Consider the following 25,148-nt stretch of genomic DNA (forward strand, 5'->3'; position numbering starts at 1 on the left):
GACCGACCATGCAAACTCGTGACGATATTTTCAACACCCTGCGCAATGCCCTGGTCGAGCTCTTCGAGCTGGACCCTGAGCGTGTAACGCTGGAGTCGAACCTGTATCAGGATCTGGAAATCGACAGCATCGATGCAGTCGACCTGATCGACCACATCAAGCGCCAGACCGGCAAGAAAATCGCCGCTGAAGAATTCAAATCGGTGCGCACCGTCAACGATGTAGTCGAGGCGGTCTATCGACTGGTCCAGCCGGCCGCATGAGCCGGCTGATTGGCCTCGGCCTGCTGCTGGCGGGCCTGCTATACCCTTTTGCGGTGTATTTCGGCATGGAGCACTTCGCCCCCTGGCAGTTCGGGCTTCTATTGGGCTGCCTGTGGCTGGCCCGGGCGTTCCTCGGCAAGGCCGGGCCCGGCAAACGCTGGATGGCGGTCACGGCGATCTTTTTTTGCGTGTTGCTCGCGGTATTCGACAGCCCGCTCTTGCTGCGCTGGTATCCGGTGTTGATCAGCGCGTTCATGCTCGCGCTGTTCATGCTGAGCCTGAAGTACGGCCCGCCGATCATCGAGCGTCTGGCCCGCCTGCGCGAACCACGGTTGCCGGCCAAGGCGGTGGTTTATACCCGCCAGGTCACGGTGGCCTGGAGTGTGTTTTTCCTGTGTAACGGTTTGCTCGCCGCCGCCCTGACCCTTTGGGCGCCGCTGAGCTGGTGGATGTTGTACACCGGCCTGATTTCCTACGGATTGATGGGGCTGCTGTTTGCCATTGAATGGCTCATACGACAACGGGTAAGAGGCCGCCCATGAATTGGATAACGCTTGAGCAGATACTGCTCGAGGCCCAGCCAGGCCGCGCGGTAGCGGTCGGGCCGGGACTGGACCACGCGCAACTGCGCACAGACGCGCTCAGCCTGGCCGCCGGATTGCAAGCCCGGGGCATCCGGCGCCTGGCCGTGCATCTGGATGATGCAGCGGACCTGGCGGTTGCCCTGCTCGGCGCCTGGCGCGCCGGCGCGCGCGTGCTGCTGCCCGCTGACCTGCAACCGCAGACCCGCCAGCGCTGGTCGGCCGATGTCGACTTGTGGCTGACCGACCTGCCCGGCGACACCCAACCCAATGACCTGCGACAGGCTCCGCTGGACGCCGCTGAGCTGGATCTTGATCAATGCTGGCTGGCCCTGTGCACCTCCGGTTCCAGTGGCGAGCCCAAACGCATCGAAAAAACCCTGCGCCAGCTGAGCAATGAAGTCCAGGCGCTGGAGCAGTTGTGGGGTGCCGACCTTGGCCCGGACGCCTGCATGATCGGCAGCGTCGCCGCCCAGCATATCTACGGCTTGCTGTTCCGGGTGCTGTGGCCGCTGTGCGCCGGGCGCACCTTCGTTCGTCGGCAACTGGCCTTCCCGGAGGATATGCAGCGCGCCAGTCGCGAGCATCCGGCGTTTGCCTGGGTCGCGAGCCCGGCGCTGCTCAAGCGCATGGGCGATAACCTCGACTGGCCAGCCTTGGGCAGCGTGCGCCGGGTGTTTTCCTCTGGGGGCGCCTTGCCTGCCGACGCGGCCCAGAGTCTCGAACAACGCCTGGGACAATGGCCGACGGAAGTTTTCGGCAGCTCGGAAACCGGCGGCATTGCCTGGCGCCAGGGCGGCGACTTGTGGCAACCGTTCGCCGGTGTCGAGCTGAGCCAGGACAGTGACGGCGCCTTGCTGATTGCCTCGCCTTATTTGCCGGCCGGTCATGTGGAACACACCGCTGACGCGGCGCGGATCGCGGCGGATGGGCGCTTCCAATTGCTCGGCCGCTTGGACCGCATCGTCAAGCTCGAAGAAAAGCGCATCTCGCTGCCCATGCTGGAACAGGCGTTGACGGCCCACGAATGGGTCAGCGATGCACGGCTGGGCGTCGTGCAGGAGAACCGAGCCTCCCTCGGTGCCCTGCTGGCGCTCAGCGAAGCCGGCTTGCTGGCCCTGCGCAATCTGGGCCGGCGGGCCGTGACCCAAGCCCTGCGCCAGCACTTGAGCGGGCACTGTGAAACCTTGGCGCTGCCCCGGCGCTGGCGCTGGCTGCGGCAACTGCCGTTAAACGCACAGGGCAAGCTGCCCCAGGCCGAAGTCGAAGCCGTGTTGATGGCGCCGCGTCCAAAAGCCCCTGAGGTGCTTGAGCAAATTGAAACCGACGGCGAATGGAGCCTGCGCCTGGCGGTGCCCCCCGACCTTGCATACTTCAGCGGCCATTTTCCCACCGCGCCGGTCCTTCCGGGGGTGGTGCAAGTCGATTGGGCCTTGAACCTGGGCCGTCGACTGCTGGACTTGCCGCCCCGGTTCGTCGGCATGGAGGTGCTGAAATTCCAGCAACTGGTGCGACCCGGTGATGAAATCCAGCTGCACCTGCGCTTCGATCGTGAGCGCGGTAAGTTGTACTTTGCCTTTCGCAATGACACAGCGGCGTGCTCCAGTGGGCGGATTGTGTTGGGGGTGGCCGATGACTAACCGCACCGCTGTGCTTCTGTGGCGAGGGGATTTATCCCCGCTCGAGTGCGAAGCGCTCACCATCAGTCTGTGTCGTTGCACAGAATTTGGGGTCGCTGCGCAACCCAGCGGGGATAAATCCCCTCGCCACAGGAAGGTTGTGCACAGTGAAACCGTGGAAGGAGCAGAATATGCATAACCCCTGCGCCGTCATCCCGGTCTACAACCACGAAACCGCCATCGCAACGGTGGTCCAGGCATTGCTCGGCAACGGCTTGCCCTGCGTGCTGGTGGACGATGCCAGTAGCGCGGCTTGCGCGGCGGTGCTCGAACAATTGGCTGAAAACGAACGGGTTCACCTGGTGCGGCTGGCCGTCAATCAGGGCAAGGGCGGCGCGGTGATGACCGGGCTGCGGGAGGCCGCGCGCCTGGGTTTCAGTCACGCCTTGCAGGTGGACGCCGACGGGCAGCACGACCTGGGCGACGTACGCACCTTCATCGAACAATCCAGCGCTCATCCCGACGCGCTGATCTGCGGTTACCCCCTGTACGACGCCAGCGTGCCGAAAGGCCGCCTTTACGCACGCTACCTGACCCACGTGATGGTCTGGATCAACAGCCTGTCCCTGCAGATCCGCGATTCGATGTGCGGTTTCCGGGTCTATCCCCTGGCACCGACCCTGGCACTGATCGACTCGGCAAATATCGGCAAGCGCATGGATTTCGACTCGGACATCCTTGTGCGCCTGTCCTGGCGCAACCAGCCGATGCGCTGGCTGCGCACGCGGGTCCATTACCCTCTGGACGGGGTCTCGCACTTTCGCCTGTTCCACGACAATGTGCTGATTTCTCGCATGCACACCCGGCTGTTCTTCGGCATGCTGGTGCGCTTGCCGGTGATTCTCTGGCAACGGTGGCGCCCATGAGCACAAACCAGCAGCACTGGGCGGATCGCCAGGAGCGCGGTAGCTTCTGGCTGATGAAACTCACCGCGTTTGCCGCCAAGGTGTTGGGCCGTCGGCTGCTGACACCGGTGCTGTACGGCATCGTCCTGTACTTCTTCGTTTTTGGTCGCAGCGCCCGGCAGGCGGCCTGGCAGTATCAGCAGCGCCTCGCCGACTGGAGCGGCCGCCCCGAGTTGCGCCCGACCCACCGTCGAGTCTTTGGGCAATTCATGGCCTTCGCCGACTCCCTGCTGGACAAGCTCGACGTCTGGAACGGCAAGCTAAGCATCGAGCAGATCGAAATCGTCGACCCGGCGCTGCTGCGCAACCATTTGCGCGACACGCGAGGGCAGATGTTGGTCGGCGCACACCTGGGCAACCTGGAAATGTGCCGAGCCCTGGCCGAACTGGGTGAAAAGGTCACCATGAACGTGCTGGTGCATACCAAGCACGCCGAGCAATTCAATCGCTTGCTGGGCGAAGCCGGCGCCACGCACTTGCGGCTGATCCAAGTCAGCGAGCTAAACCCGGTGATCATGCTGCAACTGAGCGAACGCCTGGAGCGCGGCGAGTGGCTGGCGATCGCTGGCGATCGCGTACCGCTGCATGGCGGGCGCAGCGTGACGGTGGACTTCATGGGTTATCCGGCGGCATTCCCGCAAGGCCCCTGGCTGTTGGCCGGCCTGCTGAAATGCCCGGTCAACCTGCTGATGTGTCTCAAGCACGAAGGACACTATCGCGTCACCCTCGAACCGTTCGCCGATGCCGTGGTGTGGAAGCGCAACGAACGCGACCACGTGATTGCCCATTGGGCCGGCTTGTACGCCGAACGCCTGGCGCAATATTGCCTCCAGGGGCCACAACAGTGGTTCAACTTTTACCCTTTCTGGAAGACCGATGACGATGCCCACTCTTGAGCCGGTAACCTTCGGCGAACGCCCCCTGCGCATTGAAGATGTGCTGGCCCTGGCCAACCGTCAGGCGCCGACGCAATTGCAGGATGATCCGACGTTCCGCCAGCGCATTGCCAAGGGTGCGCAGTTCCTCGATTCCCTGCTGGACAAGGAAGGCGTCATCTATGGCGTGACCACCGGCTACGGCGACTCTTGCGTGGTGGCCGTGCCGTTGCACCACGTCGAGGCCCTGCCCCGTCACCTCTACACCTTCCACGGCTGCGGCCTGGGCAAACTGCTCGATGCCCAAGCCACTCGCGCCGTGCTCGCGGCCCGTTTGCAGTCGCTGTGCCACGGTGTGTCGGGGGTGCGGGTGGAACTGCTGGAACGGCTCCAGGCCTTCCTCAAGCACGACATCCTGCCGCTGATTCCGGAAGAAGGTTCGGTGGGCGCCAGTGGCGATTTGACTCCGCTGTCCTACGTCGCCGCTACGTTGTCCGGTGAACGGGAAGTCATGTTCCGTGGCGAACGCCGCCTGGCCGCCGACGTGCACCGCGAGCTGGGCTGGACGCCGCTGGTGCTGCGGCCAAAGGAAGCCTTGGCGCTGATGAACGGCACCGCCGTGATGACCGGCCTGGCCTGCCTGGCCTTTGCCCGCGCCGACTACCTGCTGCAACTGGCGACCCGCATCACCGCGCTGAACGTGGTCGCCCTGCAAGGCAATCCGGAACACTTCGACGAACGCCTGTTCGCCGCCAAGCCGCACCCGGGGCAGATGCAGGTCGCCGCGTGGCTGCGCAAGGACCTGGCCATCGACGCCCCGACCGCGCCGTTGCATCGTCTGCAAGATCGCTACTCCCTGCGCTGCGCCCCGCATGTGCTCGGGGTATTGGCCGACAGCCTGGGCTGGCTGCGCGGGTTCATCGAAACCGAACTCAACAGCGCCAACGACAATCCGATCATCGACGCCGAAGCCGAGCGCGTGCTCCACGGCGGGCACTTCTACGGTGGGCACATCGCCTTCGCCATGGACAGCCTGAAGAATCTGGTGGCCAACGTCGCCGATCTGCTGGATCGCCAGCTCGCCCTGCTGGTGGACGAGCGATACAACCATGGCCTGCCTAGCAACCTGTCCGGCGCCAGCGCCGAGCGGGCGATGCTCAACCACGGCTTCAAGGCCGTGCAGATCGGCACCAGCGCCTGGACCGCCGAAGCCCTGAAAAACACGATGCCGGCCAGCGTGTTCTCGCGCTCTACCGAGTGCCACAACCAAGACAAGGTGAGCATGGGCACCATCGCTGCCCGAGACGCGATCCGCGTGCTGGAGCTGACCGAACAGGTCGCCGCCGCCACCTTGTTGGCCGCCAACCAGGGCGTCTGGCTGCGCAGCCGCGCCGAAGACGCACGACCGCTGCCACCGGCCCTGGCCACGATGCACGAGCAACTGACCGAGGATTTCCCGCCGGTCATTGAAGACCGCGCCCTGGAAGGCGAACTGCGCCTGTGCCTGCAACGCATTGCCGAACAACACTGGAGGCTGCATGCGTAGCCAAGGCGTTCTGCACGTCGACACCCAGATCGTGGTGCCGTTTTTTGACGTCGACTCGATGAACGTGGTCTGGCACGGCCACTACGTCAAATACCTGGAAGTGGCCCGCTGTGCCCTGCTCGACCTGATCGGCCACAACTACAACGACATGCTCGAATCGGGGCATGCGTGGCCGGTGATCGACCTGCAGTTGCGCTACGTACGCGGTGCCGTGTTCGGCCAGACCCTGACCGTGCGCGCCAGTCTGGTGGAGTGGGAAAACCGGCTGAAGATCAACTACCTGATCAGTGACGCCGCAACCGGCGAACGCTTCACCCGCGCCAGTTCCGTGCAAGTGGCCGTGGACATGGCCACTCGCGAGATGCTGCTGGCCTCGCCTCGGGTGTTTGTCGAAGCGGTCGAGAGGAAACTGTCATGAAGCGCCTGCTCACCTGGCTGCTGCTGTGCAGCCTGTCGCCGCTGGCCCAGGCGTTCGACCTGCAGCAATTGAGCGATCAACTGGCGCGCCCGGACGTGATCCACGGCCAGTTCATCCAGGAAAAACACCTGCGCGCCCTGCCCCAGCCCCTCGTCAGCAAGGGCCGCTTCGTGCTGGCGAAAAACCAGGGCCTGCTGTGGCTGCTGCAAACGCCGCTGCAACAGGACTATCGCATCACCGCCAAAGGCATAGCCCGGCGGGACGGCAGCACCTGGCAGATACTGCCGAACAAAAGCGCCGGCGCCCAGCAGAACCGGTTGTTCCTGGCGGTGTTGCAGGGCGACAGCAGTGGCTTGCAGCGTGACTTTGAACTGAACCTGTCGGGGGAGCCGCAACAATGGAGACTCACCCTGACCCCACGCTCGGCGCTGCTCAAGCAGGTCTTCCACCAGATCAACATCGACGGCGGCCAATTGGTCCAGCGCATTGAACTGCTGGAAGCCCAAGGCGACAGTACCGTCCTGCTTATGCGCGAGAGCACCAGCACGCAACCCTTGAGCGAAGCGGAGCAACATGACTTTTCCGAGTGAACGGAGGCTGCCGTGGCTGTTCTTGATCCTGCTGCTGGCAGTGCTGGCGCTCGCCGGTTGGCAATGGCGCAACGGTGCGCCGTTGTCGGCGAACCTGATGGAACTGGTGCCGGGCACATCGCCGGATGCGCTGGAGCTGATCGCTGAACAACGCATGCAGGAACCACTGAACCGCGAAGTGTTGGTGCTCGTCGGCCACGCCGACCGCCAGCAAGCCATCGCCCTGGCCCGCAGCCTGGGCGAGCAATGGCAGGCCAGCGGCCTGTTCGACAAGGTCCAGTGGACGCTTGAAGCCGACCTGCCTGCGCTGCGCAGGCAATTGCTCGACGGCCGGCTGGCCATGCTGTCGGCAACTGATCGGCAACAGTTGATCGACCAGCCCGAGGCCTTTATCCAGCAACGGGTGCAAGCCCTGTTCGACCCGTTCAGTGGCTTCAGCCTGGTGCCGAGCCAGGACGACTGGCTAGGCCTGACCGGGCGCATCCAGAACAGCCAGCCCCAGCGCGGCGCCATCGAGCTGGACGTCGGCAGCGGTGCGCTGGTTGCCGAAGCCGACGACCAGCATTGGGTCATGTTGCGGGCGCGCACCCAGGGCAATGCCTTCGACATGAACCTGCCCCTGCAGGTGGCCGATCTGCTGCAACGCAGCCGCGAGCACGCGAGCCAGGCCCAGGGCAATCTCTTGGCGGCCAGCGGCCTGCTTTACGCCGCCAGCGGACAGCGACAGGCCTCGCGGGAAATCACTTGGGTCGGCGGCGGCGCAACGGTGGGCATCCTGTTGCTGCTGTTGCTGGCCTTCCGCCGCTTTGCCGTGTGGCTGGCGTTCGTGCCGGTGCTGGTGGGCATGTTGTTCGGCGCGGTGGCCTGCGTGGCGGTGTTCGGTCGCATGCACGTCATGACCCTGGTCTTGGGTTCGAGCTTGATCGGCGTCGCCGTGGATTACCCACTGCATTATTTGTCCAAGAGCTGGAGCCTCAAGCCGTGGCGCAGCTGGCCGGCGCTGCGCTTGACCCTGCCGGGCCTGAGCCTGAGCCTGGCGACTACCTGCATCGGCTACCTCGCACTGGCCTGGACACCTTTCCCGGCCCTGACCCAGATCGCCATCTTCTCCGCCGCAGGCCTGGTCGGCGCCTACCTGACGGCGGTCTGCCTGTTGCCGGCGTTGCTCAAGCGGGCGGACTTGCGCCCCGCACAGTGGCCGCTGCGGGTGTGCGAAGCCATGCTCCAGTGCCGAGAAGCGCTGCTGGCCCGGGTGCGCACGCCCGTCCTGTTGGCGTTGCTGTTGGCCTTCTGTGGCGGTGGCCTATGGCAACTGAGCAGCAAGAACGACATCCGCCAGTGGATCGGCACGCCCCAGCACCTGACCGACGAAGCCCGCGATGTGGCTCGCATCACCGGTTTCCAGCCCACCAGCCAGTTTTTCCTGATCCGTGCCGACGACCAAGCGCAACTGCTGGAGCGCCAGACCGCCCTCAACGAGCGGCTGGACCAGTTGATCGGCCTGGAAAAACTCCAGGGCTACCTGTCCCTCAATCAACTGGTCAGCCCGCCCGCCGAGCAACAAAAAATCCGTGAGGCCCTGGCCCGGTTGCCGGCGTTCTGGCAGCCATTGCTGGACGTCGGCGTGCCGGTTGCCGCGTTGCAAGCGCAGTTGCAGCAATTGCAGGCCCTGCCAGTAACCGACATCGACGCCGCGCTGACCGGCCCGCTCGCAGAACCCTATCGCACCCTCTGGCTCGGCCCGACAGCGCAGGGCGTGGCGGCGGTGGTCAGCCTGCAAGGCTTGAACGATGCCGCGTTGCTGCGGGTGCAGGCGGTTGACTTGCCCGGCGTGCAACTGGTCGATCGCCTGGGTGACCTCAATCGCGTCTTTGCCGCCACGCAGGTCAGCGCCGCCGAATTGAAACTGGCCTCCTGCGTGCTGATCGTCCTGGTGCTGATCTGGCCGTTCGGGGCTGGCGGCGCGTTGCGCGTTGTCGCCCTGCCGCTCCTGGCAGCGCTGTGCAGCCTGGCGAGCCTCGGCTGGCTGGGACAGCCGCTGACGCTGTTCAGCCTGTTCGGCCTGTTGCTGGTGACCGCCATCGGCGTCGACTACGCGATCCTGATGCGTGAGCAGATTGGCGGAGCCGCCGTGAGCCTGCTGGGTACGCTGCTGGCGGCGATCACCACCTGGCTGTCGTTCGGCCTGCTGGCGCTTTCCAGCACACCGGCGGTGAGTAATTTCGGCCTGGCGGTAAGCCTCGGATTGGCGTTCAGCTTCCTGCTTGCACCGTGGGCCGGGCGTCAACCCCATGGGTCCAGCGCTGCGGAGCCGGTCCAATGATGACGGCGCTGTTCTGGGTCATGGCCCTGGCGCTGTTCGCCGTGGCGACGCTGGCCGGGCGACGCTTCGGGCTGATCCCCATCGTCAGCCAATTGCTGCTGGCGACGTTCGGCCTGCCCTTGTTGATGTATGGCTGGATCGAGCCGGGCTGGCACCTCAGCGGTGCGCAACTGGTCGAGCCCGTGTGGTTGAAGAATCTCTACAGCCTCGCCTTCGCCCTGTTGCTGGGGCATATCCTCAGCGATGTGATCGACCTGCGCCTGGACCGCCAGAGCGTGAAGATTGCCCTGCCAAGCTTTGGCGTACCGTTTGCCTGTGGCTTGGCGACCGCGTTCTGGCTGCTGCCACCCCAGCCCTGGATCAGCTCGCTGGCGGTGGGGCTGCTGTTCGCGATCACGGCGATACCGGTGCTGTACCTGTACCTGCGCCATATCGCCTACCCGCCCGCCGCCACTCGCCGATTGGTACAGACGGCCATCCTGATCGACCTGATCTGCTGGAGCCTGTTCGCCCTGGCCCAGGGCAGCCTGCACCTGGGCAACCTGTTGCTGCCGCTGGCCGGTGCCTGCCTGCCGATGCTGCTGCGATTGGCGGGCCTGCGCCAACCGTTGCTGCACAGCGGCCTGTTCTTCGCCCTGCTGGTGGTGGCCGAACATTACCGACTCAATGCGCTCATCGTCGGCATCGGCTACCTGCTGTGCATGGCCGCGCTCAAGGTGCCGCTGGTATTGCCCCTCGGCGCCGAGTGGATGAACAGGTTGCAGACCTACCTGGCCATCCCGTTGATCCTGACGTTCGGTATCGTGCAGATCAACGTGCACAGCGCGATGGACAGCCTCGGCTGGGCCCAGCTGGGGGCGTTGCTGCTGTTGCCCATTGCCAGCAAACTGCTGGGCAACTGGCTTGGGCTCGGCTGGGCCGGGGCGTCCTTCGCCGGCGCCAGCCGCGTGCGGGAAAGTATCTTGCTGAATATTCGCGGCTTGAGTGAAATCGTCTTCCTCAATCTGCTGCTGCAACAACAACTCATCAGCCACGCGCTGTACTTCGCGCTGATGCTGATGGGTTTGATCGCGACTTTGCTGCCGGCCCTGGCCGGTTTTCACCGTATTCCTTCGCACGCCGTCCCGGCCAGGAGCCCCAGTGTCAACAGTTGAAATGGAACGTCGACAGGTCGTCATCATTGGCGCAGGCCCTTCCGGCGCCATCGCCGCCGCGCTGCTCAAGCGCAAGGGGCATGATGTGCTGGTCATCGAGCGCCAGCATTTCCCGCGGTTCTCCATCGGCGAGAGCCTGTTGTCCCACTGTCTGGATTTTGTCGAAGAAGCCGGCATGCTCGACGCGGTCAATGCCGCTGGGTTCCAGCGCAAGAACGGCGCTGCATTCGCCTGGGGCGAGCGCTACAGCGCCTTCGATTTCGGCGACACTTTCAGCGAGGGCAAGCCCACTACGTTCCAGGTCCAGCGCGCCGACTTCGACAAGTTGCTGGCCGACCAGGCGGCCCTGCAAGGGGTGGAAATTCGCTACGGCCAGGCCATTGCCAACGTTGATTTCAGCCTCGCCAGGCCGCAACTGGGCGTGCAGCGCGAGGATGGCAGCGAGTACCGGGTCGAGGCGGATTTCGTCCTTGACGCCAGTGGCTATGGCCGGGTCCTGCCGCGCCTGCTGGACCTTGAGGCGCCGTCCAATTTCCCGGTGCGCCAGGCCGTGTTCACTCACATCGAGGACCGCATCGACAGCCCGGTATTCGATCGCGAGAAGATCCTCATCACCACCCATCCGACGAAACGCGACGTGTGGTTCTGGACCATCCCCTTCAGCGATGGGCGTTGCTCGGTGGGCGTGGTCGCGGCAGCGGAACATTTCGCGGGCCGCACCAATGACCTCGATGCCTGCCTGCGCGGCTTTATCGACGAGACCCCAAGCCTGTCCGGCGTGCTGGCCAATGCTGCGTGGGATACTCCGGCGCGGACCATCGGTGGCTACTCGGCCAACGTGAAGACCCTGCACGGCCCTGGCTTTGCCCTGCTGGGCAACGCCGCGGAATTCCTCGATCCGGTGTTTTCTTCCGGCGTGACCATCGCCATGCGCTCGGCGAGCATGGCCGCCGGCGTGCTGCATCGTCAGTTGCAAGGCGAGCAGGTGGATTGGCAGGGCGAATTCGCCGAGCCACTGAAACGCGGCGTCGACACGTTCCGCTGCTACGTCGAAGGCTGGTATGCCGGCACGTTCCAGGACGTGATCTACTACACCGAAGGCTCCGCCGACATCCGCCGGATGATCAGTTCGATCCTCGCCGGCTATGCCTGGGATCAACGCAACCCGTTCGTCAGCGAACCCAAGCGGCGCCTGCGCGTGCTCTCGGAAATCTGCGCGAGCCCAGCGCCATGAGCAAACAACCATGAGCTACCTGAGCGATAACTACGTCCAAGAAACCCGCTTCGGCTTCTGGTTCCTGCGCAGCCACACCTGGCAGCATCATGTGCTGCGCGTGGCGGTCGAGGATCTGCGCGGTCTGTTCAATACCGCGCCGCCTTCCAATCCGGTGCTGCTGGATGCCGGTTGCGGCCAGGGCAAGTCGTTCCAGTACCTGCGCCAGGCATTCGCGCCGCAACGCCTGATTGGCGTGGACGCCGACCCCCACAGCCTGGACCTGAGCGCCCAAGAAGCCGCTCGCCAGGGCATGGCCGTGGAACTGATCGGCAGCGATTGCGCGACCTTGGCCGTGCCCGATGCCAGCGTCGACCTGCTGTTCTGCCACCAGACCTTTCACCACCTGGTGGAACAGGAAAAAGCCCTCGCCGAGTTCTATCGGGTGCTCAAGCCCGGCGGCTACCTGCTGTTTGCCGAATCCACCGAAGCCTACATCGATACCTGGGTGATCCGCTGGCTGTTCCGCCATCCCATGCACGTGCAGAAAAGCGCCGCGCAATACTTGGCGATGATCCGCAACCAAGGCTTCCAGTTCGAGGACCGCAACGTGTCCTATCCGTACCTGTGGTGGAGCCGCGCCAAGGACTTCGGCCTCCTGGAGCGTTGGGGCCTGCGCCGGCCCAAGCCGTTCGGCGAGCGCGAAGAAACCTTGGTCAACGTGGTGGCACGCAAGCCGCTCGAAGGGACCGCCACATGATCCGCTGCCTGTTGATCGGTTGCCTGCTGCTGCTCAGTGCCTGCGCCAGCCACGCGCCGCTGCCCGAGCGCATGCCAACCCTGGCGCTGCCGCTGCAATTGCACATCGAGCGGCAACTGGACGGCCAGCGCCAGGATTGGCTGTTGGTGATCCAGCGTGAAAACACCGGCATACGCTGGTCGATGATGGACCCGCTGGGCATTCCCCTGGCGCGCCAGCGCCTGGTGGACAACCAATGGCAAGCCGACGGTCTGCTGCCGCCCAATGCCGAGGCGCGGGAATTGTTCGCTGCGCTATTGTTCGCCTTGACCCCGGAAACCGAGCTTGCCGATCGCTACCCCGTCGCCCGGCAACACGGTGTCGAACGAGCCCTCGATGCGCGTTGGCAGGTGCGCTACAAACGGCCCCTGGATTTTGAGCTGCGCCTGCCCCAAGGCCCGCACTACCGCATCACACCGCTGACCGAGAGCGCACCATGACCGCTTATCTGAACGCCCTCGGGGTCATCTGCTCCTTGGGCCGGGACAAACAAAACGTCGCGCGCAACCTGTTTGCCGGCGATTGCTCGGGCGTGCGCGTCGAAGCCGGCTGGGTGGCCGAGCGGGCATTGCCGGTGGCTGCGGTGAGGGGAGAACTGGCCCCCATCCCCGAGGCACTGGCGGCGCAACGCAGCCGCAACAATCAACTGCTGCTCGAAGCGGGGTTGCAGATTCGTGCTGACATCGATCAGGCCATCGAGGCGTACGGCCCCGCGCGCATCGGTATCGTTCTGGGCACCAGCACCTCGGGCATCGACGAGGCCAGCCAGGGCATTGCCCATTACCTGCGCGAGCAGCGGTTCCCCGAAGACTACGATTACCAGCAACAGGAACTCAGCGCGCCGGCCAATTTCCTTTCCGACTGGCTTGGCTTGAGCGGGCCCTCCTATGTGATCTCCACCGCCTGCACCTCCAGCGCGCGGGCCTTGATGAGCGCCCGTCGCCTCCTGGACCTGGGCTTGTGCGATGCGGTGCTGTGCGGTGGCGTGGACAGTTTGTGCAAACTGACCTTGAACGGTTTCTCTGCGCTGGAAGCGGTGTCGAACGAGCGCTGCAACCCGTTTTCGGTGAACCGCAGCGGTATCAACATTGGCGAGGCGGCTGTGCTGTTTCTCATGAGCAAGACGCCAGGCGACGGCCATTCGATCGCCCTGCTCGGGGATGGCGCCAGTTCTGACGCGCACCACATTTCCGCGCCGGAACCCAGCGGTCGCGGCGCCCGCCAGGCGATGGAAAAAGCCCTGCGCTGTGCCGGCCTGGACGCCAGCCAGATCGACTATCTGAACCTGCACGGCACCGCCACGCAACATAACGACGCCATGGAAAGCCATGCGGTGGCTGGATTGTTTCCGGCGGGCGTGCCCTGCTCGTCCACCAAGCCCATGACTGGCCACACGCTTGGGGCGGCGGGCGCGTTGGAAGCGGCTTTCTGCTGGCTGACCCTGAGCCCTGACAACGTCGCCCAGGCCTTGCCACCCCACCTTTGGGACGGCCAGGCGGACCCCGAGCTGCCGGCGCTGGACTGGATAGATAGCCGTGCCCGCCTGAACCCGACCTTCCCCCGACGCCTGATGAGCAACTCGTTTGCCTTCGGCGGCAACAACGTCAGCCTCATTATCGGAGACGCCCAATGATCGACTGGCCGCTCGCCGAATTGCTGCCCCATGCGGGCGACATGATTCTCATCGACCGGGTCGTGTCCTTCGATGACGAACAGATCCATGCACTCGCCACGGTCAAGCCCGGCGGCTTGTTCAACCGTGAAGACGGCGCGCTGCCGGCCTGGGTCGGCATCGAATTGATGGCCCAGAGCGTCGCGGCGTTCGCCGGTTGCCACGCTCGCCAGCGCGGCGATGCAGTGGAGCTGGGCTTTTTGCTCGGGACCCGCAAGTTCGAATGCAACGTCGAGCATTTCCCTCTCGACACTGAACTGGCCATCCATGGCGTGCGCTCCCTGGAAGACGACAACGGCATGGGTGTGTTCGAATGCCACATCCACGCGCCGGGCATCCATGCCACGGCGCGACTGAACGTATTTCGTCCGCCCCATGCTGCCCAGTACCTCAATGAAACTTCCGCAACAGGAACCCAGCCATGACTGAATCCGTACTGGTCACCGGCTCCAGCCGTGGCATTGGCCGCGCCATCGCCTTGCGCCTGGCCCAGGCCGGGCACGATATCGTCTTGCATTGCCGCAGCGGCCGCGCCGAAGCCGAAGCGGTCCTGGCAGACATCCAAGCCCTGGGCCGCAACGCCCGCGTCCTGCAATTCGACGTGTCCGACCGCGCCGCCTGCAAGGCGGCCCTCGAAGCCGACGTCGAAACCCACGGCGCCTATTACGGCGTAGTGCTCAACGCCGGCCTGACCCGCGACGGCGCCTTTGCGGCCCTCAGCGAAGACGACTGGGACAGCGTGCTGCGCACCAACCTCGACGGTTTCTATAACGTGCTGCACCCGGTGATGATGCCGATGATCCGGCGCCGCGCCGCGGGACGAATCGTCTGTATCACGTCAGTGTCCGGCCTGATCGGCAACCGTGGCCAGGTCAACTACAGCGCCTCGAAAGCCGGCTTGATCGGCGCGGCCAAGGCGTTGGCCATCGAACTGGGCAAGCGCAAGATCACGGTCAACTGCGTCGCGCCGGGGTTGATCGACACCGCCATGCTCGATGAAAACGTACCCGTGGAAGAATTGATGAAGATGATCCCCGCCCAGCGCATGGGCACCCCGGAAGAAGTCGCCGGCGCGGTGAACTTCCTGATGTCCGCCGAAGCTGGATACATCACTCGGCAAGTCCTGGCCGTCAACGGAGGCTTGTGCTGATGAAGCGCGTCGTCGTCACCGGCATGGCCGGCATCACCTCCATCGGCAGCGACTGGGAGACCATCGCCGCCAACTTCGCCGCCAACCGCAGCGGCATCCGGCGCATGGATGAGTGGGACCGTTTCACCGAACTGAACACTCGCCTGGCCGGGCCCATCGACGATTTCCAGGTCCCGGCCCATTGGACGCGCAAGCAGTTGCGCAGCATGGGCCGGGTCTCACGCCTGGCGGTGGCCTCGGCTGAGCAGGCCCTGGCCGACGCTGGCCTGCTGGGCGACCCGTCGATCAAGGACGGGCGCATGGGCGTGTCCTGCGGCTCGTCCACCGGCAGCACCGATGAGATCAAGGCCTTCGGCAACATGCTGCTCAACAGCGTGGCCGAAGGGCTGAACGCCAACTCTTATGTGCGGATGATGCCCCACACCACGGCGGCCAACATCAGCATCTTCTTCGGCCTGACCGGACGGTTGATCCCAACGTCCAGTGCCTGCACCAGCGGCAGTCACGGCATCGGCTATGCCTACGAGGCAATCAAGTTCGGCCGCTTGCCGCTGATGCTCGCCGGCGGCGCGGAAGAACTGTGCCCGACCGAAGCGATGGTCTTCGATGCGCTCTACGCCACCAGCCTGAAAAACGATGCCCCGCAGACCAGCCCGCGTCCCTACGACAAGGGCCGCGATGGCCTGGTGATCGGCGAAGGCGCCGGCATGCTGGTGCTCGAAGAACTGGAACATGCCTTGGCCCGTGGCGCACGGATCCATGCCGAAATCGTCGGCTTTGGCAGCAACGCCGACGGCCAGCACGCCACCCGTCCCGAGTTGAGCACCATGCGCCGGGCCATGGAACTGGCCCTGGAGGATGCCGGCCTCGAACCGTCCGCCATTGGCTACGTCAACGGCCACGGCACGGCCACCGAGCAGGGCGACGTCGCCGAGACCCTGGCCACCAGCAGCCTGTTCGGCGAACACATGCCCATCAGCTCGCAGAAAAGCTTTTTGGGCCACACCCTGGGCGCCTGCGGTGCGCTGGAGTCCTGGTTCAGCATCGAGATGCTCAACCGCGACCTGTATGTACACACGCTCAACCTCGATGAAGTCGACCCCGAATGCGGCACACTCGACTACTTGCGCAGTGAGTTTCGCGCGATGAGCAACGAATACGTGATGAACAACAATTTTGCCTTCGGCGGGGTCAATACCTCGCTGATTTTCCGTCGCTGGCATTGATTCCCATCAATCCTCTGGTCAAGGAGACCATGATGCCGTTGAAGAAAATCGCTGTAACCGCCGCCCTGTTGCTCGGCGCCTTGCCAAGCCTCAGCCAGGCCCGTGATACCGCGTTGTACCTGCCATTCGACAAAGTGGTCGCCGAAGCCATCCGCACCGGCAAGATCGACGGCAGCGTGAAGTTCTACCTGGCCGGCCACAAACCGGCCGGCAATGTCTCCGTGGTCAGCCCGGGAGCGGTCACCAACAAGAAAACCAACGCGTTCAACAAGTCCGACGAAGCGGCCTGCGAATGGGTACTGCAATCAGCCCTGATCAGCCTGCACGAGGCCGCGAAAAACGCCGGCGCCAACGCCGTCACCAACATCGTCAGCTTCTACAAGCGCAACGAGCGCAAGGACCCCACGACCTATGAATGCCACGCTGGGGCAATCATGGCCGGGGTAGCGTTGAAAGGGGATCTGGCGAAGGTGCAGTAGTAAGGATTTGGGGCTTACATAGCTAAATCCACTGTGGCAGCGAGCTAGCGGTGAATCAGTACCGGTGATGCCGGATCTACTGACGTCATCGCGAGCAAGCTCGCTCCCACAGGCCTCTACCCAGACGCGCCCTTGTGGCGAGGGAGCTTGCTCCCGCTGGGCTGCGCAGCGGCCCCCAGCAGACTAACTGGCCCCCCTTTCAAACTCCTTCTCCGACACATTCGCACCGAGCCTGCCGAACGAGGTGCAACATGTGCTGGGCATCCATGGCCCTTTATCTGGTACCGCCAACCATTCTGCTGATGGCCTTAATGATGCTGGCTGAACGTCCGTCCACAATAATCATCATAGGGCGATCATCGTGCTGAGCAGCGCTCTCGCGCTCAACCTCGGGCCAGGAGACGCCAAGCAAAGATCAGAAATCGGAGTACATAATTTCCGAAACTTCCCACAACAAAACCCTTGAACCTCGCGCTAGGGTCACGTTCCCGACCACCAGCCAAAAATCCAAATCTCGCCATGAATTCACCGCCCGTCGGACCTGTCAACTCTGACAGTATCCAAAAGCTTCAAAGCGGTTCCAGACTCGAAACACGAAAAACATTCCTCAACCCCAAGGATGTTTTAGGTCAACGTTCGGCCGGCTGTTCGCCTTCCGAGCCACCACTCGTATGTTGATCTCTAACAACTACGGCCCGCCGATGGATAAGAAATTGATGGACACGATAACCTGGTCGGGCGTCGTCTCCACGTCTTCCTCACCCCACAGCGCAACCACGGCCGGGGAACAGAACGTGGTGGTTGACGATGTGAAGCTGACGCACGCTTACGCACATGTGAATGGAATATGCCTGCACTATGTGATCTGCGGCGATGGTGAGCAGCCGGTCCTGCTGGTGCATGGGTTTCCGGGCAGTTGGCGCAACTGGGAGCCGTTGATCGGGCCGTTGGTTCGGGCGGGTTTTACCCTCATCGTTCCTGACTATCGCGGCGCGGGTGAAACGGATATTTCCAGCGCTGGGTATGACAAGAAAAACATGGCCCATGACCTGCACGAATTGGTGATGCATCTGAAGCTCAAGCAAGTCGATATCATTGGCCACGATATGGGGTTCATCATTGCCTACGCCTACGCCGCGCTTTATCCAGATGACACCAAGCACCTGATATTGATGGACGGATTCCTTCCCGGTATTCCCGGCTGGGAAAGTGCCTACAACGGCGACCCGTCAACCGGCATCGCGAGCAAATGGCATTTCCGGTTTTTTGGCAAAACAGCTATCACCTTGATCAAGGGGCAGGAAAGAACCTACCTGGACATGTTCTTCGATGACTTTGTCTTCGAAGGCAACGACAAAGTGCCGGATGAAGTGCGCCAGGCCCTGATAACGGACTACGCCCGGCCTGGCCGAATGGAGGCCGCATTCAAACTTTACTCAGCCTGGGTGGAACACGACGCCAAGGACAACCTGGAGTTTTCCAGTAACAAGCTGACGGGTCCGGTACTCACCATCGGCGGCGATCATTCCCGGGGGCGGACGCTGACCGAGCAGGCCGCTTGCATTGCCGCGCAACCACACTCGCTGATATTGAAAAATACCGGGCACTGGCTCCTTGAAGAGCAACCGCAAGCTACTCGCGACGCAATTCTGGCATTCCTGCATTACAAGGAATATCCACATCCCCGAAATTCGTAACCCGAAGCTGACGACTGCACCGTCGCCCCTCCCATCGTGCGGTATTTATTTACCGCTCCTGCGTCGGCGTTCTCCAATAGCTTGCCTCTTCCGAAACTTTCCCAGGAAGAGCCCATGTTGGATAACGACTCACCGCCCCAGCCCAACATCCCACAGGGCAATGGCGCCAGCGATCCCAGTGCCGAATCGACACGCCAGGTCAGCGCCTCGCAGCGGCAAATGATAAACCTGAGCAAGGCCGCGCCACGTCCTTGCCGGGTCACCAGGCAACACTTGGAATATTGGTTCAAGCGAACCTTCCCCACCGTCGCGGGCGATATGGCGGTCGATCAGCTTTTCGTGCGCACATCGCAGAAGGCCCGGCTCTCTCAATCGGAGCGTGAACCCAACGGGCAGATCTTCAGACAAAAAAAGAAGATATTGCCGGCCTTGAACATTTTTTCTGGCGCGCCATTGCCGGCCAGGTAGATATCAGCGATAGCTTTGCTGATCTGGACAGCCTTGAAATAGTCGTGGAAATGGACGGCTCCAAGCGAGTGCCCACCGCCCTGAACAGTCCCGCGGCGAAAAAACAATTCCAGCGACTGCTCGGTACCACGCCAGTCGCTTATGAACAGCTGCTCATGACAGCGCTGGATGACTTCTGGGATACGCCGGCCGCGTTCAGCCAGGGACGAAACGTCAGTGACTGGTTGGCGAACGAACTCGCTGCGCAACTCACGGCACTGGCGAACCTTCATCTGCATGACAAAACGCTGAGCCCGCCGATGCATAAGGCGGTAATGGATTCGCTGTCGGCGCCGGACGCGGCGTCTCGTAACAAGCTGGCGGAGGGTAGCAGGCCCGGGGTGTACAGCCTGATCGCCGCTTTCGATGATTGGGGATTGTCCGTTCCGGTAACCAGCGCCGCTGTCCTGTCGCGACATGACGCGGACGTGGATTGGGGAGGTGCCGTGCTGTACCGTCCCGGTAGGCCGTTGGAGGTCTACGAAGACTCAAAGCAACTGAAGATTTCCTTCATAGGCGACAGCACCGCAGATGAGGTGGAACTCGTGCCGTTGGAGCAAAACTTCCTGACGCGTCTGGTCACGGACGTGCGGACAACGCAAAAAGCCGCCATCCGCGATGCCTTGTCGAGCGATGTTGTCGACGGGGAAAACATCTCCGATTGGATGCATCGGCTGGACGCCGCAGCGGACCTTGGAATGCGATTGGATCTGGCAGGCGCCCTGGACGAACGTGAGTTTCGGCTGAAGCTCAAGAGCCTGCATCATTGGCTGCACGCCAGCCCCCATATCATCGGCAGCGACCGTCTGGCGTGGTGGCAGGCGACGCAGGCCTTACAAGAAACCCTCACCGATATGGCGGCGCCGCCGGACCCGGTTTCAATGGGCACTGCGCAGGCCATTCGGGACCAGGCTCGCACGCTGCTGGCCGGCTTCATCAAAGCGAAGTACCCAGCGGCTGATCCTGACGACATAACCTTGAGTATCCGAAAAGAGACGGTCGATCCGCACGCGCCGACGGGCCATTCACCGTTCGGGGCTGGGGTCTCAATGGGCAGTGCCAAAGCGTTCCAGGACGACACGCGCTTGCTGACGGACTGGGCGATGTCCAACCTGACGGATGATGAGCGCCAGGCAGCCCACCACACCGTCGTTGGCCCGTTGAGCTTTGCACAGATTGTCGACGTCATCGAGCGGGCCGACGTGGGTGCGCGCCTTCCGGCTGTGCTGCAACGCATGGCACGGGAGCGACAGACTCAATGGATGGGTGTGAAAGCAAAGCACATGCGGGCCCAGGTGTGGGCGGCCCATATCTCGGGAGACCTGCGACACGACAAGGACAACACCGGCTTGAAGCTGGTCCTGGCGGCACTGGACCGCCCTGGATCGGCGGGACGTGGCAAGGTCAACGGGCATGAAGTGGTCGTCCGGCAATTGCATTGGGGCGACAGCGTGTTGAAGGACCTGCTTGCGTTCGGAGTGAAGTCATTCGCCAGCCGTCCTTCGTTGACCTTGTACACCGGGTGCGCCGGACGGAAAAACTTTCAGGGACGTGGATGCATCAGGCAGCGGACGGGCGTTGCAAACAGCGTTGGCGCAGACCCTCACGGCCACCCCGGAGATGACCCGCTGGCTGATCTCCCATCTTCCGTTGCCGGAGCAAGCCGCTCAGGTCGCAGGCATGTTGCCGGCAGAAGATGACCTGACCGTCCAAGCGAAAATAAAAAAGGTCACGCAATCGGTTTTCAAATGGACAAGGGACAGGGCTCGAAACGATTTCGCCTTCAAAGTCACTTCGCCCGTGATCGAGGGCGACCTGTTGAAGGCATTGCATGAAACGCAGATAACCCATGTCCTCAAAACAGTACAGACCCTGACAGTGAGCAACGCCGAACGCGACAGCGCAGCGGCTCGGGAAGGGCGTCGCAACGGTGTAGCCCTGTTGACCGGGGCTATGTCCATGGTTCCGGTGGGCCGCTTGGGTGGGATATTGGGACGAGCGATCTTGCCGACCCTGGCAGGCGGTGCCGCCGTCTCGGCGATACAGGATGAAGACGGCAGCGTCGGCCAGTGGACGAGCGATTTCATCCGCGGGCTGGGTGAGGTGCTGGCCGAGGGCGGGCAAGACTTGATCATGGCCCGCGCGACACGGCGTCGGGGCAAGGCCCATCCGGCCTTGGCATCGCTGCCTCGCATGCCGGACCCGCAGCTAAAGCCGTTCCAGCTCAAAGGCTTCGATGGCAAGGGGCTGCTGCCCGAGGGGCGCAGCCTCTATAGGGATGTTCACGGACAGGGTTATCTGAAGCTCGGGAAGGATTACTTCAAAACGGCTTTCCAGAACGGCGAACGAGTCATCTACTCACCGAGCAACCGCACGGACCAGCGCGCAGTGACGTGGGAAAACGGCCAATGGACCGTGCAGGAGCGGCAGCGGCTGCTCGGCGGAGGCGGGTATTTCAGCCGGGATCCGGAGCGTGCCGAAGATCGAACCTTCAACGCACTGGTGGAGGGCGTGCTGCCCAACGGGCATGACCTGCCTCGCGAAGTCGTCGACATGACGAAGCGTGTCGTCCGCACGATGCCTGAGACCTTGGCCGAACGCATACTCAAGGAAAGTATCGATGACGTTGGCGCGACCGACGTCGAGACTTACCGCTCGTTGATGAGAACCGTAAATCGACAGAATTTTGCCAGGCATAAAGCTCACCGTAAGAACCTGGCCAATAAAATCTGTATTTGGGAACTGGTTGAGCGAACGAATGACAATCTTCAAAAAGGAAAACACTTTTCCCTCACCCCGCCGCAAAAAATGCGGCTGTATGAGACGCTGGTCAAGCACAAGGATGAGTTCACCCTCGACCATCAACTCAAAGTAAGCACAACGATATTGCCCGACAACGTCACGGGTGCGAAATACATTGTGATCGTCCCGAAAACGGGAAAGAAAAAAGAGGCTGCCGACAGGATAGCCAAGGATATTACCGACACGGTGAAGTACGTGGAAAACTCCATGGACGCCAAGTTGGACACGATGTTCACCGGGGACGGCCCAGCTGTGGCGGCCGCAAGGCAAGCGTACCTGGATTCGCCGGAGTATCAGGCCAAGATCATCGACGAATTCAGGAAAGAAAGGGCCCGTCGACACAGACCCGGGTTACTCACCGAGATCAGGAATTTCAAGATCCCCTACATTATCGTCAACCGAGGCAAGACCCAGCGAAGCGCATTTTTCACCACTGAAGAAGACATCAACAATTTCACCAGAACCCTTCAAAACTACAGCCCTTTCGATATCGAACTGGTCACCCAAGCCGCCTCCAACAAGGTCACCGGACAGGCCTCCGCTTCTACTCCAGCCGCTATCACGCCGCAGGCTCCCACCGTTATTCCCAGGTACACGGTGACGATCAGCCCATTGGCTGAGGCGCAGATGTCATATGACAATTTCCCGGGAACCGCCAGGGTGAAAGTCATGGAGATCATGGATGACCTCCGTGCCGGCAGGATCACCACAAAAAAAATCAACCGATATTACTGGTACGACATGGCCCAGTTGGGTTTTGGCGGAGGAAGAGGCGCATGGCGCGCCGCGTTCGAACGTCACGGCGATACCTGGACTCTCCAAGGTTTTTACGACTATCACGCGACCCGAAACGCTACGGTCTGGGGGGATTGAGCAAGAGTGCCAGGTCAGCCCGTGGACCGCGGATACATTGCGTACAGAGCCTAGGATCCGGGTGAATCCGCTCCGTCGGTCAACAACGCCACAAACGCCGCGGCCATCGGCGAACGCTGGTCCTTGCGCTGGACCAGCCACACCGCCGAAACCGCCGCCGGGTCTAGCAGCGGCCGATAGACCACGCCGTCGATACGCATGCGTTGGTAAGACGCCGGCAACACCGAGACCCCGAGGCCAGCCGCCACCAGGCCGATGATGGTCATGGCCTCCCCTGCTTCCTGGGCGAAGTGCGGACTGAAACCGGCGTCGCGGGCCAGATTCAATAGCTGGGCGTAAAGACCGCTGCCGTAGCTTCGTGGGAAAAATACGAAAGGCTCGTGGGCCAGCGCCGACAGATACAAGCCTTCGTCGCTGCCCTGGGCAAGCGGGTGCTTGGCGCCAAGCACGGCCACCAAGGGCTCCCTGCTGAGCTCGATTTCCACCAGTGAATCGGGCAACGGCAACGGCCGCATGATGCCCACCTCGATGGTTTCATCCACCAACGCATCGGAGACTTGGGTGCTGCTCATCTCTCGCAGGTTGAGGTGGACGGCCGGGAAGCGTTGGCGAAAGTTGAAGATCGCTTGGGGAATGGTCGAATTGAACGGTGCCGAGGACGTGAAACCGATTTTCAGCTCGCCCAATTCTCCCAATTGGGCACGGCGCGCTACGTCGGCCGCCTTGTCGACTTGCGCCAGCACGCGTCTGGCTTCTTCCAGGAACAGCCTCCCGGCCTCGCTCAGTTCGACCCGACGATTGGTGCGCTCGAACAACCGCGCGCCGATTTCTTCTTCCAGCGCCTGGATCTGCTGGCTCAAGGGCGGCTGAGAGATGCCCAGGGCCAGCGCGGCGCGGCCGAAATGCAATTCTTCGGCAACGGCGATGAAGTAACGCAGGTGGCGCAATTCCATGGGTAATCCAATAGGTCGCAAAACGTCTTAAACAGGTCGAATAATATATTGGATAGAAACATTAGCCGGCTATATGCTTTTTTCAACGCCTGCCTGGTCGTGCTCCCGAGGTCCACCGTGAAAACTGCTACCGCTCCACTGGCCCATGAAGTCCCGTCTCGCACAGAGGACAACGTCGGCGCCGAACTCAAAGACATCTTCATTGAAAAAGGCACGCCGATGTTCATGCGTACGGTGCTCGCCTTGTTCTGTGGCGGCTTCGCGACGTTCGCCCTGCTGTATTGCGTGCAGCCGATGATGCCGCTGCTGTCCCTGGAGTTTTCAATCAACGCCGCCCAGAGCAGCTTGATCCTGTCGGTGGCGACCGGCCTGCTTGCCATCGGCCTGTTGATCACCGGCCCGATTTCCGACCGTATCGGTCGTAAATCGGTCATGGTGGCGGCGCTGTTTGCCGCGGCGCTCTGCACGATCGCCAGTGCCATGATGCCCACTTGGCAAGGCGTCCTTGTCCTGCGCGCCTTGGTGGGGTTGTCGCTCAGTGGCTTGGCCGCGGTGGCGATGACGTACCTGAGCGAAGAAATTCATCCCAAGCACATCGGCCTGGCAATGGGGCTGTATATCGCCGGCAACGCGATTGGCGGCATGAGCGGGCGCCTGATCGCCGGCGTGTTGATCGACTTCGTCAGCTGGCACACCGCAATGCTGGTAATCGGCGGCCTGGCCCTGATCGCGGCGGCGGTGTTTTGGCGGATTCTTCCTGAATCGCGCAATTTCCGCCCCCGGTCGCTGCATCCACGCAGTCTGCTGGACGGTTTCATCATGCACTTTCGCGACGCCGGCCTGCCGCTGCTGTTTCTTGAAGCCTTCGTGTTGATGGGCGCGTTCGTGACGCTGTTCAACTACATTGGCTACCGCCTGCTGGCCGCGCCTTATCACCTGGACCAGGCATTCGTCGGGCTGCTTTCAGTGGTGTACCTCTCCGGCATCTACAGCTCGGCGAAGGTGGGCGCCATGGCCGACAAGCTCGGGCGTCGCAAGATGCTCTGGGCGACCATCGCCCTGATGTTGGCGGGCCTCGTCCTGACCTTGTTCTCGCCGCTATGGCTGGTGGTCATCGGCATGCTGGTGTTCACCTTCGGTTTCTTCGGGGCGCACTCGGTCGCCAGCAGCTGGATTGGCCGTCGCGCCCTCAAGGCGAAGGGGCAGGCGTCGTCGCTTTATCTGTTCAGCTACTACGCCGGCTCCAGCGTCGCGGGCACCGCGGGCGGCGTGGCGTGGCACCTGGGAGGCTGGAACGGTGTCGGCGTGTTCATCGGGACGTTGCTGGTGATTGCATTGTTGGTGGCGGTGAAACTGGCGAAACTGCCGCTGCTGCCGGGAAATGAGCAACACATAAACAGCCAGACATAAAAAAGCCTGTCCGGTAGGGGCCGGACAGGCGGG

At 62.7% G+C, this 25,148-nt stretch carries 24 protein-coding genes; 23 read left to right on the forward strand and 1 reads right to left on the reverse strand.

Annotation, left to right across the window (positions count from 1 at the left end; all coding sequences use genetic code 11):
- Positions 1-8 precede the first annotated feature (8 nt).
- The 22 genes from DOCECA_RS20135 (at position 9) to DOCECA_RS20240 (ending at position 22,752) form a co-directional block, all read left to right on the forward strand.
- A complete protein-coding gene (locus DOCECA_RS20135) occupies positions 9-263 on the forward strand; it encodes an acyl carrier protein (RefSeq protein WP_264427453.1) in 255 nt (84 codons plus the stop codon).
- Complete coding sequence (locus DOCECA_RS20140; RefSeq protein WP_445570980.1) at positions 260-805, forward strand: hypothetical protein; 546 nt, start codon at positions 260-262, stop codon at positions 803-805. Before DOCECA_RS20135 ends, DOCECA_RS20140 begins: the two co-directional genes overlap by 4 nt.
- A complete protein-coding gene (locus DOCECA_RS20145) occupies positions 802-2,484 on the forward strand; it encodes an AMP-binding protein (RefSeq protein ID WP_445570981.1) in 1,683 nt (560 codons plus the stop codon). Before DOCECA_RS20140 ends, DOCECA_RS20145 begins: the two co-directional genes overlap by 4 nt.
- Before the next feature lie 170 nt (positions 2,485-2,654).
- Positions 2,655-3,389 (forward strand): glycosyltransferase family 2 protein, encoded by a 735-nt coding sequence (locus DOCECA_RS20150; RefSeq protein ID WP_434561038.1) that lies wholly within the window; start codon positions 2,655-2,657, stop codon positions 3,387-3,389.
- The gene (locus tag DOCECA_RS20155; RefSeq protein ID WP_434649193.1) at positions 3,386-4,324 is read left to right on the forward strand and encodes an LpxL/LpxP family acyltransferase; all 939 of its coding nucleotides are present in this window, start codon (positions 3,386-3,388) and stop codon (positions 4,322-4,324) included. The genes DOCECA_RS20150 and DOCECA_RS20155 overlap by 4 nt, the downstream gene beginning before the upstream one ends.
- The gene (locus tag DOCECA_RS20160; protein WP_420767079.1) at positions 4,305-5,849 is read left to right on the forward strand and encodes an HAL/PAL/TAL family ammonia-lyase; all 1,545 of its coding nucleotides are present in this window, start codon (positions 4,305-4,307) and stop codon (positions 5,847-5,849) included. The genes DOCECA_RS20155 and DOCECA_RS20160 overlap by 20 nt, the downstream gene beginning before the upstream one ends.
- Positions 5,842-6,267, forward strand: a complete 426-nt coding sequence (locus DOCECA_RS20165) for an acyl-CoA thioesterase (protein ID WP_030140957.1) — start codon at positions 5,842-5,844, stop codon at positions 6,265-6,267. The genes DOCECA_RS20160 and DOCECA_RS20165 overlap by 8 nt, the downstream gene beginning before the upstream one ends.
- Complete coding sequence (locus DOCECA_RS20170; RefSeq protein WP_434608177.1) at positions 6,264-6,857, forward strand: outer membrane lipoprotein carrier protein LolA; 594 nt, start codon at positions 6,264-6,266, stop codon at positions 6,855-6,857. Before DOCECA_RS20165 ends, DOCECA_RS20170 begins: the two co-directional genes overlap by 4 nt.
- On the forward strand, positions 6,841-9,180 hold the full coding sequence (locus DOCECA_RS20175) for an MMPL family transporter (protein ID WP_445570982.1): 2,340 nt from the start codon (positions 6,841-6,843) through the stop codon (positions 9,178-9,180). The genes DOCECA_RS20170 and DOCECA_RS20175 overlap by 17 nt, the downstream gene beginning before the upstream one ends.
- Positions 9,177-10,334 carry a sodium:proton antiporter gene (locus DOCECA_RS20180; RefSeq protein ID WP_434608182.1) on the forward strand — a complete coding sequence of 386 codons (1,158 nt, stop codon included), beginning with the start codon at positions 9,177-9,179 and terminating at the stop codon, positions 10,332-10,334. The genes DOCECA_RS20175 and DOCECA_RS20180 overlap by 4 nt, the downstream gene beginning before the upstream one ends.
- The gene (locus DOCECA_RS20185) at positions 10,321-11,568 is read left to right on the forward strand and encodes an NAD(P)/FAD-dependent oxidoreductase (RefSeq protein WP_434561048.1); all 1,248 of its coding nucleotides are present in this window, start codon (positions 10,321-10,323) and stop codon (positions 11,566-11,568) included. Before DOCECA_RS20180 ends, DOCECA_RS20185 begins: the two co-directional genes overlap by 14 nt.
- A 10-nt stretch (positions 11,569-11,578) precedes the next feature.
- Complete coding sequence (locus DOCECA_RS20190) at positions 11,579-12,307, forward strand: class I SAM-dependent methyltransferase (protein ID WP_420767073.1); 729 nt, start codon at positions 11,579-11,581, stop codon at positions 12,305-12,307.
- Positions 12,304-12,786 carry a DUF3261 domain-containing protein gene (locus DOCECA_RS20195; RefSeq protein ID WP_420767072.1) on the forward strand — a complete coding sequence of 161 codons (483 nt, stop codon included), beginning with the start codon at positions 12,304-12,306 and terminating at the stop codon, positions 12,784-12,786. The genes DOCECA_RS20190 and DOCECA_RS20195 overlap by 4 nt, the downstream gene beginning before the upstream one ends.
- Positions 12,783-13,979, forward strand: a complete 1,197-nt coding sequence (locus DOCECA_RS20200; RefSeq protein WP_445570983.1) for a beta-ketoacyl-[acyl-carrier-protein] synthase family protein — start codon at positions 12,783-12,785, stop codon at positions 13,977-13,979. Before DOCECA_RS20195 ends, DOCECA_RS20200 begins: the two co-directional genes overlap by 4 nt.
- A complete protein-coding gene (locus DOCECA_RS20205) occupies positions 13,976-14,443 on the forward strand; it encodes a hotdog family protein (RefSeq protein WP_420767070.1) in 468 nt (155 codons plus the stop codon). The genes DOCECA_RS20200 and DOCECA_RS20205 overlap by 4 nt, the downstream gene beginning before the upstream one ends.
- Positions 14,440-15,168, forward strand: coding sequence for a 3-oxoacyl-ACP reductase FabG (fabG, locus tag DOCECA_RS20210; protein ID WP_420767069.1), 729 nt, complete (start codon positions 14,440-14,442; stop codon positions 15,166-15,168). Before DOCECA_RS20205 ends, fabG begins: the two co-directional genes overlap by 4 nt.
- A complete protein-coding gene (locus tag DOCECA_RS20215; RefSeq protein ID WP_420767068.1) occupies positions 15,168-16,394 on the forward strand; it encodes a beta-ketoacyl-ACP synthase in 1,227 nt (408 codons plus the stop codon). Before fabG ends, DOCECA_RS20215 begins: the two co-directional genes overlap by 1 nt.
- Before the next feature lie 32 nt (positions 16,395-16,426).
- Entirely contained in the window at positions 16,427-16,873 is a 447-nt protein-coding gene (locus DOCECA_RS20220; RefSeq protein WP_434561056.1) for an excinuclease, read from the forward strand.
- Between the two features lie 671 nt (positions 16,874-17,544).
- Positions 17,545-18,570, forward strand: a complete 1,026-nt coding sequence (locus tag DOCECA_RS20225) for an alpha/beta fold hydrolase (RefSeq protein WP_445570984.1) — start codon at positions 17,545-17,547, stop codon at positions 18,568-18,570.
- A 114-nt stretch (positions 18,571-18,684) separates the two neighbouring features.
- Complete coding sequence (locus DOCECA_RS20230) at positions 18,685-19,038, forward strand: hypothetical protein (RefSeq protein WP_445570985.1); 354 nt, start codon at positions 18,685-18,687, stop codon at positions 19,036-19,038.
- A 50-nt stretch (positions 19,039-19,088) separates the two neighbouring features.
- On the forward strand, positions 19,089-20,777 hold the full coding sequence (locus DOCECA_RS20235) for a dermonecrotic toxin domain-containing protein (RefSeq protein WP_445572180.1): 1,689 nt from the start codon (positions 19,089-19,091) through the stop codon (positions 20,775-20,777).
- The gene (locus tag DOCECA_RS20240; protein ID WP_445570986.1) at positions 20,698-22,752 is read left to right on the forward strand and encodes a hypothetical protein; all 2,055 of its coding nucleotides are present in this window, start codon (positions 20,698-20,700) and stop codon (positions 22,750-22,752) included. The genes DOCECA_RS20235 and DOCECA_RS20240 overlap by 80 nt, the downstream gene beginning before the upstream one ends.
- A gap of 50 nt (positions 22,753-22,802) precedes the next feature.
- Here DOCECA_RS20240 and DOCECA_RS20245 read toward each other — a convergent pair whose 3' ends face one another.
- Complete coding sequence (locus tag DOCECA_RS20245) at positions 22,803-23,705, reverse strand: LysR family transcriptional regulator (RefSeq protein WP_420767060.1); 903 nt, start codon at positions 23,703-23,705, stop codon at positions 22,803-22,805.
- Between the two features lie 138 nt (positions 23,706-23,843).
- Between DOCECA_RS20245 and DOCECA_RS20250 the strand changes: the two genes are divergently transcribed.
- The gene (locus DOCECA_RS20250; protein WP_434611678.1) at positions 23,844-25,115 is read left to right on the forward strand and encodes an MFS transporter; all 1,272 of its coding nucleotides are present in this window, start codon (positions 23,844-23,846) and stop codon (positions 25,113-25,115) included.
- The last annotated feature ends 33 nt before the right edge of the window (positions 25,116-25,148 follow it).

It is taken from the genome of Pseudomonas sp. E102 (assembly GCF_052660185.1).

Bases quoted from the DNA above. Each gene is read 5' to 3' on its own strand.
- DOCECA_RS20135 (WP_264427453.1), top strand. From the start codon at position 9: ATGCAAACTCGTGACGATATTTTCAACACCCTGCGCAATGCCCTGGTC.
- DOCECA_RS20140 (WP_445570980.1), top strand. From the start codon at position 260: ATGAGCCGGCTGATTGGCCTCGGCCTGCTGCTGGCGGGCCTGCTATAC.
- DOCECA_RS20145 (WP_445570981.1), top strand. From the start codon at position 802: ATGAATTGGATAACGCTTGAGCAGATACTGCTCGAGGCCCAGCCAGGC.
- DOCECA_RS20150 (WP_434561038.1), top strand. From the start codon at position 2,655: ATGCATAACCCCTGCGCCGTCATCCCGGTCTACAACCACGAAACCGCC.
- DOCECA_RS20155 (WP_434649193.1), top strand. From the start codon at position 3,386: ATGAGCACAAACCAGCAGCACTGGGCGGATCGCCAGGAGCGCGGTAGC.
- DOCECA_RS20160 (WP_420767079.1), top strand. From the start codon at position 4,305: ATGACGATGCCCACTCTTGAGCCGGTAACCTTCGGCGAACGCCCCCTG.
- DOCECA_RS20165 (WP_030140957.1), top strand. From the start codon at position 5,842: ATGCGTAGCCAAGGCGTTCTGCACGTCGACACCCAGATCGTGGTGCCG.
- DOCECA_RS20170 (WP_434608177.1), top strand. From the start codon at position 6,264: ATGAAGCGCCTGCTCACCTGGCTGCTGCTGTGCAGCCTGTCGCCGCTG.
- DOCECA_RS20175 (WP_445570982.1), top strand. From the start codon at position 6,841: ATGACTTTTCCGAGTGAACGGAGGCTGCCGTGGCTGTTCTTGATCCTG.
- DOCECA_RS20180 (WP_434608182.1), top strand. From the start codon at position 9,177: ATGATGACGGCGCTGTTCTGGGTCATGGCCCTGGCGCTGTTCGCCGTG.
- DOCECA_RS20190 (WP_420767073.1), top strand. From the start codon at position 11,579: ATGAGCTACCTGAGCGATAACTACGTCCAAGAAACCCGCTTCGGCTTC.
- DOCECA_RS20195 (WP_420767072.1), top strand. From the start codon at position 12,304: ATGATCCGCTGCCTGTTGATCGGTTGCCTGCTGCTGCTCAGTGCCTGC.
- DOCECA_RS20200 (WP_445570983.1), top strand. From the start codon at position 12,783: ATGACCGCTTATCTGAACGCCCTCGGGGTCATCTGCTCCTTGGGCCGG.
- DOCECA_RS20205 (WP_420767070.1), top strand. From the start codon at position 13,976: ATGATCGACTGGCCGCTCGCCGAATTGCTGCCCCATGCGGGCGACATG.
- fabG (WP_420767069.1), top strand. From the start codon at position 14,440: ATGACTGAATCCGTACTGGTCACCGGCTCCAGCCGTGGCATTGGCCGC.
- DOCECA_RS20215 (WP_420767068.1), top strand. From the start codon at position 15,168: ATGAAGCGCGTCGTCGTCACCGGCATGGCCGGCATCACCTCCATCGGC.
- DOCECA_RS20220 (WP_434561056.1), top strand. From the start codon at position 16,427: ATGCCGTTGAAGAAAATCGCTGTAACCGCCGCCCTGTTGCTCGGCGCC.
- DOCECA_RS20225 (WP_445570984.1), top strand. From the start codon at position 17,545: ATGTTGATCTCTAACAACTACGGCCCGCCGATGGATAAGAAATTGATG.
- DOCECA_RS20230 (WP_445570985.1), top strand. From the start codon at position 18,685: ATGTTGGATAACGACTCACCGCCCCAGCCCAACATCCCACAGGGCAAT.
- DOCECA_RS20235 (WP_445572180.1), top strand. From the start codon at position 19,089: ATGGACGGCTCCAAGCGAGTGCCCACCGCCCTGAACAGTCCCGCGGCG.
- DOCECA_RS20240 (WP_445570986.1), top strand. From the start codon at position 20,698: ATGACCCGCTGGCTGATCTCCCATCTTCCGTTGCCGGAGCAAGCCGCT.
- DOCECA_RS20245 (WP_420767060.1), bottom strand. From the start codon at position 23,705: ATGGAATTGCGCCACCTGCGTTACTTCATCGCCGTTGCCGAAGAATTG.